The organism is Brevibacillus parabrevis (assembly GCF_003710905.1).
GTDB lineage: Bacteria > Bacillota > Bacilli > Brevibacillales > Brevibacillaceae > Brevibacillus > Brevibacillus parabrevis.
In genome coordinates this window covers 1-15,361 of record NZ_RHHV01000033.1, presented here as the reverse complement: position 1 = coordinate 15,361, position 15,361 = coordinate 1, and the positions used below count along the sequence as shown (strand labels likewise).

General features: G+C 42.5%; 15 protein-coding genes and 2 pseudogenes. 16 read left to right on the top strand and 1 reads right to left on the bottom strand.

Annotated features, from left to right (window positions below; genetic code table 11):
* The first annotated feature begins 184 nt into the window (after nt 1-184).
* The 16 genes and pseudogenes from EDM60_RS28145 (at nt 185) to EDM60_RS28075 (ending at nt 14,610) form a co-directional block, all read left to right on the top strand.
* Entirely contained in the window at nt 185-1,897 is a 1,713-nt protein-coding gene (locus EDM60_RS28145) for an RHS repeat-associated core domain-containing protein (RefSeq protein WP_244226817.1), read from the top strand.
* A 26-nt stretch (nt 1,898-1,923) separates the two neighbouring features.
* On the top strand, nt 1,924-2,406 hold the full coding sequence (locus EDM60_RS28140) for a hypothetical protein (protein WP_122966883.1): 483 nt from the start codon (nt 1,924-1,926) through the stop codon (nt 2,404-2,406).
* A 448-nt stretch (nt 2,407-2,854) separates the two neighbouring features.
* Nucleotides 2,855-3,544 (top strand): annotated as a pseudogene (locus tag EDM60_RS29650) (transposase); the annotation flags it as partial.
* Nucleotide 3,545: 1 nt separating this feature from the next.
* Nucleotides 3,546-4,112 (top strand): annotated as a pseudogene (locus EDM60_RS28130) (RHS repeat-associated core domain-containing protein); the annotation flags it as partial.
* Between the two features lie 45 nt (nt 4,113-4,157).
* Nucleotides 4,158-4,769 carry a CdiA C-terminal domain-containing protein gene (locus tag EDM60_RS29545; protein WP_341867793.1) on the top strand — a complete coding sequence of 204 codons (612 nt, stop codon included), beginning with the start codon at nt 4,158-4,160 and terminating at the stop codon, nt 4,767-4,769.
* A gap of 10 nt (nt 4,770-4,779) precedes the next feature.
* Nucleotides 4,780-5,013, top strand: coding sequence for a hypothetical protein (locus EDM60_RS28125; RefSeq protein ID WP_122966882.1), 234 nt, complete (start codon nt 4,780-4,782; stop codon nt 5,011-5,013).
* Between the two features lie 182 nt (nt 5,014-5,195).
* Nucleotides 5,196-6,152, top strand: a complete 957-nt coding sequence (locus EDM60_RS28120) for a tyrosine-type recombinase/integrase (protein WP_122966881.1) — start codon at nt 5,196-5,198, stop codon at nt 6,150-6,152.
* A 213-nt stretch (nt 6,153-6,365) separates the two neighbouring features.
* A complete protein-coding gene (locus EDM60_RS28115) occupies nt 6,366-6,695 on the top strand; it encodes an Imm8 family immunity protein (protein ID WP_256436848.1) in 330 nt (109 codons plus the stop codon).
* A gap of 17 nt (nt 6,696-6,712) precedes the next feature.
* The gene (locus tag EDM60_RS28110) at nt 6,713-7,183 is read left to right on the top strand and encodes a hypothetical protein (protein ID WP_122966879.1); all 471 of its coding nucleotides are present in this window, start codon (nt 6,713-6,715) and stop codon (nt 7,181-7,183) included.
* Nucleotides 7,184-7,751: 568 nt separating this feature from the next.
* Complete coding sequence (locus tag EDM60_RS28105) at nt 7,752-8,042, top strand: hypothetical protein (RefSeq protein WP_141254274.1); 291 nt, start codon at nt 7,752-7,754, stop codon at nt 8,040-8,042.
* Entirely contained in the window at nt 8,043-8,402 is a 360-nt protein-coding gene (locus EDM60_RS28100; protein ID WP_122966877.1) for a hypothetical protein, read from the top strand.
* Nucleotides 8,403-8,611: 209 nt separating this feature from the next.
* Complete coding sequence (locus EDM60_RS28095; protein ID WP_122966876.1) at nt 8,612-9,085, top strand: hypothetical protein; 474 nt, start codon at nt 8,612-8,614, stop codon at nt 9,083-9,085.
* Nucleotides 9,086-9,914: 829 nt separating this feature from the next.
* The gene (locus EDM60_RS28090; RefSeq protein ID WP_122966875.1) at nt 9,915-10,451 is read left to right on the top strand and encodes a hypothetical protein; all 537 of its coding nucleotides are present in this window, start codon (nt 9,915-9,917) and stop codon (nt 10,449-10,451) included.
* 226 nt (nt 10,452-10,677) lie between these two features.
* On the top strand, nt 10,678-10,989 hold the full coding sequence (locus tag EDM60_RS29645) for an immunity protein TriTu family protein (protein WP_425266757.1): 312 nt from the start codon (nt 10,678-10,680) through the stop codon (nt 10,987-10,989).
* A gap of 612 nt (nt 10,990-11,601) precedes the next feature.
* Complete coding sequence (locus EDM60_RS28080; protein WP_233454215.1) at nt 11,602-12,666, top strand: S1C family serine protease; 1,065 nt, start codon at nt 11,602-11,604, stop codon at nt 12,664-12,666.
* Between the two features lie 21 nt (nt 12,667-12,687).
* On the top strand, nt 12,688-14,610 hold the full coding sequence (locus EDM60_RS28075; RefSeq protein ID WP_122966873.1) for a copper amine oxidase N-terminal domain-containing protein: 1,923 nt from the start codon (nt 12,688-12,690) through the stop codon (nt 14,608-14,610).
* Between the two features lie 317 nt (nt 14,611-14,927).
* On the opposite strand, the gene EDM60_RS28070 is transcribed toward EDM60_RS28075, so the two are convergent.
* Nucleotides 14,928-15,164 carry a hypothetical protein gene (locus EDM60_RS28070; protein ID WP_063231262.1) on the bottom strand — a complete coding sequence of 79 codons (237 nt, stop codon included), beginning with the start codon at nt 15,162-15,164 and terminating at the stop codon, nt 14,928-14,930.
* Nucleotides 15,165-15,361 lie beyond the last annotated feature (197 nt).

Here is a 15,361-nt window from a genome sequence, read left to right as displayed (position 1 = left end):
CGGCGTCCTGTTCAGCTACCAATACTCGCCGTTTTACGAAATGACGAACGTATCAGCTGGCCATGGCTTCTACGGAGAACGCACCTACGTTCCGATCGCTGGCTGGCTTTAGACGGAACCCAACAACTAGGACAAAACCGACCGCGACAGCTACGACGAGTTCCGCCGCCTGAACAACCAGACGATGATGGGAAAAGACTACCAGCTCGTACACGCCGATCAGGACGATGCCATCGACGCCCTGATTTACCCGTCTCGCAGCGCGGTATCCGGCTCGGCCCCTTCCATGCGGGTCGATTACAGCTACGACAGCGCCGACCGTCTGAGCAGCGTGACCATCCCAAGCGTCGGCACCACGACCTACACGTACGACATCAAGAGCAGCGGCGAAACCAACACCGTTTCGTACCCCGGCCAACCGAACGCGATGCAGAAAACGATGAGCTCCTTTGCGGAGATTACCGGGATCAATCACGCGGACGGCTGGAGCGAAACGAACGGCTACGATTTGTTTGGCAACATCACGAGTCAAAAGCGCGGAGGAGCCATCTACGGCACATTCGCCTACGACAAGCTGTCCCGGATCAAGGAAGAAACCATCCAGGGCAACACCCGCCAGTACGCCTACGACCGCCGCGGCAACCGCCAAGCGTATGCCAACGCACCAGCAGACTCGACGCGCTCGTACGAACTGAAACATGACTTGTTCAACCGCCTGACCGAATACAAAGACGACAAAGGAACCACGACCTACACGTACTACCCGGGCGGCCTGCGTGCCACGAAGCAACAGACTGGAGCCGTAACCGACACCACCCACTACGTGTACCTGAACGGACAAGTGATTGAGGAACTAACCCAAGACGGCCGCGTCAAGGCCCGCAACGTCTTCGGTAACCAACTGATCTGGCGCAAGGACTACACGACCAATCAAGAAGGCACTTACTACTACAATAGCCACGGCGATGTGGTGAAGATCAAGGGGCCAAGCGGAAATGCCCTAAATACGTATGAATATGACATCTGGGGTAACCTGATTGCGGACAAAGTCAAGGAAACGATGCCAAACCCGTTTGCGTATGCGGGGGAGATGTACGACAAGGAGAGCGGGTTTTACTACCTGCGGGCGCGGTACTATGATCCGAGGATGGGAAGGTTTATTTCGGAGGATACGGTTAAGGGACAGGTTGACAATCCGCTTAGTTTGAATCGGTATACGTATGTGAGTAATAATCCGTTAAAATATGTTGATCCAAGTGGACATATCAATGTAGGAGTTGGTGAAGGAAATTCTGGAACCTATTATTATTTTGATAATGAGGGAGTCCGGAGAATACATGGAACAAAGGGAATTGATTGGAATTATTACCGAGAGTGGTTTGATAAAGACCAAGGGGGTATGCACGACGCTCTTAGAGGTACCAATAAGACCAAGAATTATATAGCTGCGAAAGTAACTTGGGATTGGGCAATGGAAAATAATATTCCAATGGATGGTGGTGGAATTAGTTTTTCAGGCAAATTGAGTGGTACTAAATTGAGTACAACAAACACGGTCACTAATACGAAAGGTACTACTATTCAAGGTAATTTCATGCCTGAAAATTATACAGGAAAGAATTTACCTTCCTTTGTTTCACCTGGCACCAACTTTTTGCCTAAATATGATTCAAACGGCGTCTTGAAACAGGTGAAATTTTATGATCAGTATGGTAGAGAGGCAGGATGGGTAGATTTAACTAATCATAATCGTCCTAATGATCATACTGCTCCACATTGGCACAAGGTTGATTATAATAGTAAGACCCCTGAAAATGGTATTCAGATTAATTATCGTAATGATCCTAATCCACCTAAAGATTGGATGAATATTGTTAATTTACTTATTGATAAATAATAGTTAAATTGAAAGGAGTCAACACTTTGTTACGGTATTTTTATAATTATCCGAACAATAACAGCTCATTTCTGATAAAATTAGCATCAATAATAAACATAGAAATTAATAATGAAAAGATATGGGCAGTAGGTTCTTTAGTGCTTACTCCAAAGTTTCATGGAGATTATCCACCAGCAAAAGAAGCTAAGTTCGATGAAATTGCACACAGTTTTGCAAAAAAAGTTGAAAAGGAAGGGATTGTGTACGCTTCGTTTGATGAAATACAACAAATCTTACAGGATACACAATATGTAAGGGAAGGGGTTTTTATTTGTCTTCCTCGATTAGTAGACAGAAGCTTTCAGTTTTTCCCTTTAGCTGATGTAGAAGACGTAGAGGAAATACAGCACCCTCTTGCGTTGGTAGAAATAAGGGTTATAGACGGAGATATTTTTGAAGTTTTGATTAAAGATCTGTCGTTTGAAGAAGAAATTAGAAACAAAATAGATAAACTAATTGAAAATTAATTTTTCCGTGCCCCAAGCGAGTAACCAACTACTCGTCTGGGGTTTCTTTTTTGCTTTACGTTCGAAGTTGCCCCGCCACTGTTTGCACAACGCAACGGTAAGGAACTAGCAGAAAAGAGAGGGATTAGCATAGGAAAAATAGTGTGACGGAGCATCTGATACATCATCAATATCACAGTTATGTGACTTACAATTGGTACATTTAGTGGGTGATCGTATATATAGGGGAAAGGTAACACCTGGTACATGGCAAAGGTACAGGGTTCCCGCCACCATGATTTTAAACCGTAAAGCCTTGTGTGGGGGAAGTGCTATGTCTAGTTTATGCTTCTAAATGGACAGTAGGATAGCTCCGACCTATGAGGAATATCCAAGCTGTATGATTTACTATGTCCATGCCGAACGGAACTCTAAAAAGCAAATAGACTAAGCTTGTACACAGTTATAGATTCATCAGCAGTTGAGCTATCACTATCCAAGCTATAAGCAGTTTTTCTCACAGGTTCATGGGAAAACTGCTCTAGCATTTTGGGAGAAGTACCCTTCCCCCCGCCATCTAAAAGATGTAACCGTTGATGAGCTTGCCCTATTCTTAAAAGTGCAGAGCAACTACAATTTGTCGACCACAAAAGCCGAACAAATCATAAATCTTGTCCGAGAGGACGGAGACACCAGTTGTGATTTTCAAGAGAATAGGGATTTTATCGTTCAGAGCATTGTACGGAGTTTTCGATTCAATCTTGATGAATTAGAAAAGATTGAAAGTGAAATCAGTGGTCTTATGAAAGGGTTAGGCTATCAACTAGAAACCATGACTGGAATTGAAGTCGTAACAGCGGCGGAGCTTGTTGCTGAAATCGGAGATATTCACCGATTCCCCACCCCTGATAAACTAGCACGATTCGCAGGAATCGCACCGATCTTCGCTGGTTCGGGTGGAAAGGGTAGGAACCATAAGAGCAAGCAAGGAAACCGAGTCCTACATGAAATTATCAAGAACCTTGCCGTAAGGCAGGTAGCAGTGACGAAGGGCAAAAAAGAACCTAGAAATCCTTACTTCTACAACTACTATGAGAAGAAAATGGCGGGAGGTAAGACCAAACAACAAGCTCTCGTTTGCATTATGCGGAAGCAAGTAAAACGACCTGTTCAACCGCCTGACCGAATACAAGGACGACAAAGGAACCACGACTTACACGTACTACCCGGGCGGCCTGCGTGCCACCAAACAGCAAACCGGAGCCGTAACCGACACCACCCACTACGTGTACCTGAACGGCCAAGTGATTGAGGAACTAACCCAAGACGGCCGCGTCAAAGCCCGCAATGTCTTCGGCAACCAACTGATCTGGCGTAAAGACTACACGACGAACCAGGAAGGCACTTACTACTACAACAGCCACGGCGATGTCGTGAAGATCAAGGGGCCAAGCGGCAACGTCCTGAATACGTATGAGTACGACATCTGGGGCAACCTGCTCGCGGACAAGGTCAAGGAAACGATGCCCAACCCGTTTGCGTATGCGGGGGAGATGTACGACAAGGAGAGCGGGTTTTACTACCTGCGGGCGCGGTACTATGATCCGAAGATGGGGAGGTTTATTTCGGAGGATACGGTTAAGGGGCAAGTGGATAATCCGCTTAGTTTGAATCGGTATACGTATACACATAATAATCCGTTGAAATTTGTTGATCCAACTGGGCATGATATTGGGTTAGCTGAAGGTAATGGTGGATGGAATCAAGCAAAAATGACCCTTCTCTATAATAATGTTGTTCAAGGGAAAATTGCTTACGATACTCTTCCAAAAGACCAGCAAGCAATGCTGAAATCGTTTAGTGATAATCTTAAGAAAAATGCTTTTAAAGAATATAATCCTATCACGGAATTTACACAGGGGTTCGCTGCTGGATTTTTGGCTACTGTAGAGGTTGTAGAAGTTGTATATACTGCAAGAGGGTATATAGCGTATAGATCTACTAAAGGAACAAATGCCTCATCACAGGGGTCATTAACGATAGTCGAGGCTAAAGGAGTAACCTTCTCAGCAAGTGAAAAGAATGCAGCTAAATACATGCAAAGTCTAGGTAATAATGTTACTTTGAGAGCACCTTCTGGCACTAGAGCTGGTGGCGGGACATCAGATCTTGTTGTAAATGGTGTAAATTATGATGTATACACTCCAACCACTGCAAATGTAAGCCGAATTATCTCTGCAATAGCCAAAAAGAATTCACAAACTTCTGGGGTAGTATTAGACTTGTCTCAAACAACTGTCACGGCCGAGCAATTAGGAGATGTGCTAGCGAGAGTTAGGGGAACAGGTGCGACTAATATTATTGATATTGTCATTATGAAATAGGAGGGACTGTATGCCTAAGATGAAGTGTAGGTGTGGGGATGTATTAAGTTACGGAGAAATACCATGTCCAATAGAACATTTATTTATTTCTGACACAGACTTTGATAAGTTTGTGGGAAAAATTGAAGCCGAGAACTTATATAGTACCATGAAAAGTTTTCTCAAATGTCCAAACTGCAATAGACTATGGATATTTTGGAATGGATTTGAAGAAGAGCCTACCGAATATATTCAAGCACAATAATTGGAATTCACTTACCTTAGAGGAACTCTAAACGAGTAACCACCTACTCGTCTGGGGTTTCTTTTTTTCATAAATGATGTAAAAAACTCTTGTTTTAAAATGCAAATTTATAGTATCATCAATTCAAGGAATTCAAACTATAAATTTATAGTATTCCTGCTTCATAAGAAAGGTGTGTAACCATGTTTAACCCCGAAACAAAAACAGCCTTTCTTCAAGGATATAAAGAAAATACCCAAAAAGCTTATTCAAGAGTCTTCAACCTAACAATGAAGTTCGAAGTGGAAAAGGATAAGGATTTGCTTCACTTTACATTGGATGAGATTGAAACTGCCCTACACAGCTTCCATGCTTCTACAGGAGACTCTCTTAATACGGCTGGGAGAACGATATCTGCTTACTTGAATTGGGCAAGGGCAGAGGGGCTTAGAGAGGACACCAATCCACTGGAGTCCGTTTCAAAAGAATGGTTTAAGAACATGGTAGTGAACACCCATCAGCATTTCATTACGAAGCAAGAAATCGATGCAATCATTGAACAATGTAATAATGATCAGGATTCAGTGATTCTCTCTTTGCTATTTGAAGGTGCGGGTGGAAGAGAGGTAAGTGAACTACGCAATCTAAAACGTGAACAAGTCAATGATGAGAAACGAACAGTGATATTGATTAACGATAAAGATGAAACAAGAGAAATTCCTATATCCGAACAGTGTCTGAAATTAATACATGGGGCAATCAAGCAAAAGGATTATCTGAAAGGGAATGGGGAGATGAGACGAGATCATCTCAAAGAAACAAGTGAATTGATTGAAACAGGCTATGTAATCAGGCCAGCCAAGACAAGAAATGTTCATATGGAACAAGTCAGTCCTCATCTGATTTATGGGAGATTACATGCATTAGAAGAATACTTTGGTTTGGACAATTTACGAGTGAAAACGATTCAACGTAGCGGGATGATTTGGATGGGAAAGCAACTCCTTGAACGGGATGGAGTGCTTGAAAAAGAACAGTATTTTGAAATATGTGAGCGATTCGGGGTAAACAAAGTAAAGAATGGAAACAAGATGGAGTATTTGTGGTGGGGAATGCAAGACTTTATTAATCCAGAAATGATCGCAAGATTATATAAATGAAACTTCTAGAGAGGATTAAATTCCTCTTGAGAAGTTTCACAATAAAAATAAAAATTTATTGTAAATCGATGGAGGAGGTGATCAAACGTATAAGTCGCTATCTTTTGTTATAACAGTCCAAATCATATTCAATATATTAAAATTTATAGTAAAAGGAGAGAATATTATTGTTTGATTCCATCAAAATGAAAGTAAGTTCCGTATTTATTCAACCTGAAATATTACGACAATATAAAAGAGAATTGTCCAATTCAGTGTAGCCGATCCAAGGATAGTGAAGGCTCGGATTTGTTTTACTTCCGAGTTATGACCCCGAAGAGGTTGTTGGTTATTCTGAAAGAAGAAAAAATACTAGATGGAAGGGCTATACTCATTATTAACGAATTTAATGAGTCTCTAGTGGAGAAGGAAATCAACAAGATATTAGAAGATTGCGTTCGTCCTTCATGGGTTGAAGTGGCAAAGGCCATTAATCGTCATTTAAATTGGGAGTATGATAATAGTCAATACAAAACACTTGATGAAGCTTCATCATTATTTTGAATAATATGGGGGGAAGTATGAAACTGCTGATAGAATCTCCGTATGGAGTAATTGAAAATTTCCAAGAAGTAGGTAGTGTAAATGAGATTGTTTACTTTTTGAATTGTTTTGTTAATGACAATCAGAAACTTCTATTTGCATTTTCTGGTGATTTAAACTCAATTGATTCAGCTATTCACAAAAAATTAGTTTTTGACAGAACAGCATATATTAACAATGAGTGGGTACTCCCTTGGGATCCTCCAAAAAAAAGACTGCCTAATACGCATTGGATTTGTCCGATTGGAAAAGAAGAAGTAATAGAAGCAATCAAAATGAATCAGCTATTTTTGTGTGTAATAGTAGATAAACAAGGCACATTTCAAGAGTATTCATATGTATTACGACATATTGAAGAAGATACTAGCTTTTCCTTGTGTTTCACAGAGAAACGAGAAGGTGATTTTCAGAGAAATGTGTTACCTAAGATCAAACAATTTTTAAAATAATATTTTTGACACTACTTACCCCAACCGAGCCACAATCTAATAAATAAAAAGGTGAGTAATGAATGTATACAGATTTTGAATTTAATTTAGATGAAAAAGGATAGGGATTTTGCAACGAGATTGTAAACGTTATGGTAGATCAGTTTCAAATTACGGAAGAAGAAGCTGTCGGCAGAATTAATATGCATTGGAGTAATACTGAGATAATGGGTGGATGTTGTATGGTTTATCATGAATCACCAGAGTTTTGGGCGTACGAAATATACTTCGGCTCTAATTCGCGTTGGTGGGCAAGGAAAGGTGATCCAGAGTTAAAGCCTAAACCATTCTCATTATAATTACGATACGGAAAACGCTATTATTAAAGAAATTGAAAATCAAAAATTTGAAAGTGGAAATTGGTAATCATCCTTGTCCGTATCCGCTTTGCTGTTTGCGGTAGTTTGACGATCTCATTTTACGCCCAACCAACGAAATTCTTGCCAGGGATTGTATGGTAATGGCCATACAGCGAACGGTTAGCTTGGTTAGTGAGAATTACAGCTTTGAATCTGGCAGGATGAACGGAATGAGACAACTGGCTGTGAATGCTAACCTAACTGTTGACCACCTGAGCACCAGTTTCCTCTATCTTGGAGTTTCTGAGACAACAACAAGTTTATGGGAGGTACCCCATCCAGTGCAGAATGAGCAAGGTCAAATGCCCAAAGATAAAACAAAACCTGTAGCAATTAATATGAACCCTGGCGATCTTCCAAGGTACGAGGTTACTTTAAATCAAAATGACGGGTTAGTTTTTGAATATGGGCATAATCCAAGGGAAGCTGAGGAATCAATATGTCCTTTAGGAGGAAGTTAAATGGAGGCAATATTACTTGCTCCAATCATGTTAGGATTGATAATTCTCTATATCACAACTCCTTTTTTCAAGAGTAGAGTAACAGGTAAACTATGGCTGATCATTGGTGGATTAAGCACATTACTTCTCCTATCACTTGAAGGAGTAAAGCTGGTAGTGTTTCCTTTTCCTGCTTTAATGATAGGGATTGGGATTTTGCTATTGTTAAAAAAGAACAGAGTTGCATATTTGTGTTGGCTCATTATTTTTTTATGGTTTAGTAGTTTGTATACCCTTTTGTTGGGAATTCCAGGAGCATTGCTGCTAATAGTAGGGCTGACTTGGAGCATCTATATAAGAAAGCGTTTTGAGGCAATTTAAGTAGGAGTCAGACTTAATAACAAATATCAGTATTATGTGGCCTATTCCGACTTGGACCGCGAGGAGGAATGGGTTTTTGTGCAGAATATTTTGAGAGAAGGCTTCAATTAAACATGCTTCAAAAGTAGCTAATGCAACTAAAAATGACTATTTCATGTTGACTTGCAATATCATAAAAATCAGATGAAAGTGAACAGGTGTTTCAAATAATGAAAATAAGTAATTACAAGGGTTTTTTAGTAATTAATGATTATCATGAAATTATTGATTATGAAGTTGAATACAAGGTATTAAATTGTTTTTTGGAAGAAGGGGATATGTTTCTATTTAACGGAGGAGTGATTGCAAGTTGCCATAATTGTAACCAATTTATTAGAGATAGATTAGTAATTGAAGATAATGAATGGATAGATTTCTTCCCTCCCGATGAAGATTGCGATCTTGCATCAAAAACAGCATGGTATTATGCAATTAGCAAAGACGAAGTCATTCAAGCTTTACGATACAATGGGCTTTTTTCATGTGTGGTTTTAAAGAAAGGAAGAAATTTATCCGAGCGTTCGTTTGAATTATTTCATCTTGAAGAAGATCTTGGTAGCAGTTTATATATCCGGGAAAGTACACCTGGAAAATTTGTAAATATGGTTTTGCCCAGGATTAAGGAAATCATTTCGGTTAATTAGGAAAATATTGTTAGGATTTTTATCCCTATTCGAACTGGTCAAGTCCCTTTTTGATAGACACTGAAAAAAGACCTAGGCTACAAGCTGGCGTCGGTCCTCAACCGGCGTCAGCTTGTTCCATTTCCTTTGTGGTCGCTTGTTATTGTAGAAAATGAATGAATACTTCTACTCTCCGGTGTGGCTCGTCCAATGTTCGTATCCCCTGGAGATAGAGAGCTTCTATCTTGAGATGAGAGAGAAGAAGCTTTCCGTCGAGGTACTGTCATGACAATTGCCTCGACGTGATATGCTGATTCGGGAGCCAACCTTTGGCAGCATGTCGTGCTACGTGAAAGCTCGGAATGTTTCTGGCAACCAACTGATCTGGCGCAAACACTACGACAAATTTGAAAAATTCCTCCTACTACAATAGCTACGTTGATGTGGTGAAATCCAGGGCCAAGCGGAACCTTGTTTATAGGCCCTAAACAAGCAGGCTTTAAAACAATTTTAGGATGAAATACTTATGGCAAAAGGAAGTTTTCATAGAAATTCAATTCCGCAAGGTGCGCTAGTGGGGTATATTCCATGATAAATAATAAGAGTGAGCAATTTGAAAGGGGTTATCGGTGAGGGGGAAATGTAATTACTGCATTCCTCGAAGGTGAGAGCGTTTGCCCTAAGATGATCAATTTTTTAGAGTTCACCCCCAATCTGCATTAGCGGGGGAGTTATACGATAAGGAAAGCGGGCTTTTACTGTCGGAAGCAGTTCAAAATGCATGTACATAAAGCGACAATGCAATCCATTTTAATATAGAGGAAAAGGCTGAAGGAGTGATAACATAACGGTGCAGTACTCCTGGAGAATAACAAAATACAATCCATCTAACCGCGACAGAAACGGAAGTTATTTAATTGAAGAATGGACTTCCGTTAGCGATATTGGCAATGTTTATCATGGAAGAGAATTAACGATCCACGACTACTTAAAAACAGAAGAACAATATGTCTCTGCGATAGAAATGATTATGAAAGATTTACAGATACAACAGTTACAAGTAATCAATTTAGAGAGACATGATCTGAACTTTCATTTTGATAAGCATCGTTCCATTTATACGGCCGAGATGGTTGCATTATTTCATAATCTTTTGGAAGGTGACATAGTAAGCGGGAAAAATCTAAGAAATCTATGCAAACTTATATTAAGGGAGGAGCTTTGGTGCAAGCTTATATCTGATAAGAAAATGTTTGTTCATTTTGGCTTTGAGTATTACATGTACATTGGATGCTCCGTTAACTGCAGCGACACCATAAAAGAGATTATTGGAAAAGGGCTGTTTGCTGAGCTTCTTAAATCACCTTATCTTGACGATGAAGAGTAAAGTATGTGGAGCTGTTGAGGAATAAGAAATCGGGCGTATAAATAGATGCTGGGAATATACCATGAGTTTCCATAATATGGAACGAAGACGATCTTCTCAAGAAACGACTTATGGTAAGAAAAACAAGGTGAACAATAAAGCCACTTCTATACTCAAGAGCCGCCTGCCGAGCAAAGATCAGACTAATTGCAGGGAAAAAGAAAATGAAAGCAAGCGGTGAGAGGAAATTCTTGATAACAAATTTTTACTATGGATTGCAGAAAAGAAGGGTGACTTTCAACGACTAGGTTTTGAAGTTGAAATTGATAAATCACGTGGTGAGCAAGAACAGTTCATAGATCATGCTCAAAGAATATATTTGGAGAATGATTATTATGCAAGTACGATATGTGTTTGGAGATCAGGGATGATGGAGGCACTAATCGTTGATGCGAATACGCTAGAAACAGTCATCCATGATTATAAAGATGGTTTGGACGAAGAGGTTGACTTTAATAAAATTGTCCCACCATATATTCACTATATGTTGAAAAATTAGGACACCATTGGTTGGTGGGGATTGTCTCAGGCTAAAAAACGGGAACCACAGCTAATTGATTCAGTCCTAAAAGGAACTTTCCCATACGAAGAAACGCGAGGAAATGCATGCAGAATAGAAGTCGGGACAGAGAAAACGAGAGTCGTCAATTATTTATTCGAACATCTGGAAGACGAAGCGGACGTAGAGTACACCATTGAAACAACAGAATTGAAGCAATTAATAGAGGCATGGGTTGTTGAACTGGAAGAGTTTAGGGCGCAAGCCAAGTAGAGAACAAAATGTCGATTCCTGTAGAAAAACATCTTTTGAAAATCCTAAGCAGATAACTTACAATATTACCAACATTAGGTATCGAGGCATAAGGAACACTAGGCATCTGGACCCGGAGATTGTGCGTTTCAAGCGACATGCCGTGGGGATGCATTCCTCGAACATCAATGGCTGGGCTGCCCTATCGAACGTACCAAACGGAATGTTTATCAGGTAAAAGGCTCATTCGGTTCGTGAATGGCCTTTTTCTTTTGCCAACTTTTTTCCCACTATGCCGGATGAGGAGGCGGTGCTCCCGAGAACGGGAAAAGCGAGATTTTGCAGAAAGGGTGAGACAAAATGCGTTCGAGGTACAAAACGCTCATCATGAGCGGAGCTTTAGCGGCTATTTTCTTTCATTTTCATTCTCCAGTAGTAACGTTTGGGTCTGTTGCCTACGCAGCCGGAAATACCCAGACGAAAGCGGCTCCGGCCAAAACGTCAGACAAAACAGCAGCAACGTACGACATCCCGGATGTGATTCAGCGAACATCACCGAGTGTGGTGGCGATCATCGGGAAGCCGACGGAGCAAGCAAATTCGACTAACCGTTTCAACCTTGCGCACGGAACAGGCGTGATCGTGAAGGCGGACGGCTGGATCGTGACCAATGCGCATGTGGTCAAAAATATGTCCAATTTGACGGTCGTAACGCTCGACGGCAAGCAATACAGTGGCAAAGTGACCAATATGGACGAGGAGAGCGACCTGGCGCTGGTCAAGATTGCAGCGACGGGGCTTGCCCCGGCGAAATTCGCAACGAACTACGCGATGAAGATGGGCGAGACGGTGGTGGCGATCGGGACGCCGATTTCCTTTTCGTTGCGCAACTCGGCGACGTCTGGGATTATCAGCGGGGTGAATCGCTCCGTCAACTCTACCTACCGACTGATTCAGACAGATGCTGCGGTCAATCCCGGCAACAGCGGCGGTCCGCTCGTGAACATGAAGGGCGAGGTCGTGGGCATCAATTCGCTCAAATTTGCTTCTATCGGGGTGGACAACTTGAGCTTCGCAATTCCGGCGGATACGGTGCAATACGTGCTGCATCACTTTTTTACATACGGAAAAGTAAAGCGACCGTATTTCGGAGCGGAGCTGGAGGAGAGTTGGGCTGCTGTCGTCGGTTTGCCGACAAAGGAGCCGCTGCGCGTCGTGCGGGTGGAGCCAGGCTCGCCAGCTGCGGCAGCGGGCATCGGACCGGGGGATGTCATTTACTCGATCAACAATCAGTCGATTACAACCATCGTTGATTTCAATGAGTTGCTGAAAAAATATTTGCCCGGACAAAAGGTCGAGATCATGACCCAATCGAACGGGGATTTGATCAAAAAGAACGTCACGTTTGCAGAAACGAAAAAATAACAAATAAAGTGAGGGCCAATTATGTTGCGTGGATGGAAAAAAATGACGGCGGTATCGTTCGTTCTCGTGCCTCTTTTGCTGAATAACGGTCTGGTGCATGCTGCTGACACGGCAGGGGGCAGCGTGAATGTCCGGCTGAAAGTAGGGCAGGAGAGCGTAACGATCAATGGAGCTGCATCGACAATCGAGAAGCCGTATGTAGTAGGCGGCACGACGATGATCCCGCTCAGCATCATTACAAATGCGTTTGGCGCGACTTTGCAATGGGACAACCAGACGCAGACAATTGAACTGACGGCGGGAGAGCAGACGATTTCACTGAAGGCAGGCGACAAAAACGCCAAGCTGAACGGCCAACCGATCGTACTTTCGGTGGCACCCGAACTGAAAAACGGGAAGACGATGGTGCCGGTGACGCTCGTTACGCAGTTTTTAGGTGCGAATGTGAGCGAGAACAAGCAGACGGGAGAGGTCACGATTACGGGCGCGTCCACACAAGGTACTGCTGCGTCCAACAGTTCGCTTGATTCCGACCACGGAAAGACCAAGGTCGGCGACAGCTACTATGGCTGGTCGATGAAGTATCCGACAGAGCTGATCTTGGGCTACCAGAGCTACAAGGGCAATTACGCGAGCTTCCATGACAGCAAGGAGACGTTTTGGCTGAACGTGCAGGTGTACGAAGATCAGCCGGAAAACTTGTCCAACGATGGGCTGGTCAAGTTTTTGGCCGAGAATCAGTACGGTATGATTTTGTCCAAAGAGTATGTCGAGAAAGATGGCCTTTCCTATGCACGAGTAGTTTCGCGGGATGAAGAAGATTATATGGCAGAAAGCCGCGCTTACCGAAAAGGCGACAAAGTGTACGAGATCACACTGAGTGTTTCCAACGAAGCGGACTTCAACAATCCAGCGAAATACAAAGGTTACAAAGACATGCTGGACAGCTTCACGGCCCATTTTGACAAACAGGATAAGTCCATCAAAGATTTGTCCAACGTCGAGAATGGCTACCGCTGGTTCGACTACAAAGATTTTGGCTTGAAAATCAAAGTGCCCGCTGTTTGGGAAAAAGTAGGCGGCGATAGCGGGGCAGCTTTCAGCAATGACGACGGCGATCAGTGGATGCAGCTCAGCGTGACCTCGGCGACTGAAAACGACAAGCTCGACGACTGGGTAGCCAAGCATGAACGAATGTATCGCGAGATGTATGCCGAGAGTGCACTTGACGTCGATAAAAACGCAACGACTACCACAATCGCTGGCGTGACGGCGCGGGAGCGGAACTACGGCACCTTTGATGGCGAAAACAAATACCAGGAGCGCCACATCTTTTTCATCAAAGGAAAATACAAGTTCCACTTGCAGCTCGCGTTCAACAAAACGGCCGATCCGGCTAAAACGCTGGAGATGATCAACACCATCAGCCGTTCGCTGTCGATCGATGAACAAAAAATGAACCAGTCGCTTGGCTTCATTCAGGATGACATTTTGCTCGACAAAAACAAGATGGCGACGATCAAGGACAGCAAGTACAAGTACGCGATCGACATCCCCGAGTATTGGCAAGAGGACGTGGTCGATAGCCGCAGCTTGATCGGCAAGTCGTACTTGTTTGAAGGCGGCGCGTTTACTCTGTTTGTATTCAAGGACAGCTACTCCGAGGTAGAAAAAAGCTTCACGTCAATCTTCAAAATGCAAACGAGCGGCAGTGAGAAGACCTCGCTGGTGGAAAACAAGCCAGTGACCGTACATGGCGAGTCTGGCAGGAAATTTGTGATCAAGGGAGAAGAAGAGGGCATCAGGTATGAGCGGACAGCGTACCTTTTCCCGAAAGGCAAGTATTCCTACTATATTTCCTGGTCGATTCGCGATGCTTACAGTACGGCTGCTACCAAGGAGCGGATGGAGAAGGTATTAAATTCGTTTAAAGTAATCGAATAAAGACAGCTTTGATCCGTCATCCAGCAGAGGCACTTGCGTTTGATGACGGATGGAGGAATCCCAAAAGTCCCTGGTTTTTGTGCCAGGGACTTTTCTTGTAGAGCAATGAATGCAAAATGAAAGCTTCAATTTAATTGATAATCAACACTCGCTCAAGCTTGAAGTATTGTATGGTTAAAAGACCTATCCCAAGAAAGAGCAGCAGTCCAAAACTCAGCAAGAAAATAATCATTAGCTTCTTCACAATAAATCCTCCGATAATAAGACGAGGAGTGTTCAAAAATTCACAAAAGCGCAATCGATTAGCGGACCTATCTTTAATCGGTCTCAAGTACATATTGCATGATCAATCTGGTTCCATCAAAAACGTAGATTCTTTTGCAGTCCGGACAACGCCATACATCATATTCAGGATCAGGAAAGTCATCACCCGTGATAAAACTCTTTTCATATAATTGCTCCCACTGTTTATCAGTGAATACTTTCAATTGTATGTCATTGGGGCATAGAGAGTTGGAAAGGGTTTTTCCACATTTGCATCCATACTTGGCCATATAAGTCCTCCTTGGGAGTTTTACTCCCTAAATTATACCATTTGGAAAAGAGATTTTAATAGGCTAGTTACGTGCTGTTAAACCAATCTAGCAACTTCTGAAAAATTCATCCTCAGGTGCACCCATTTCAATTACCCCAGTAACCGGACATGCATCAAATCTTGAATGCATGGTTTTGGATTGTCAACACCTAACTG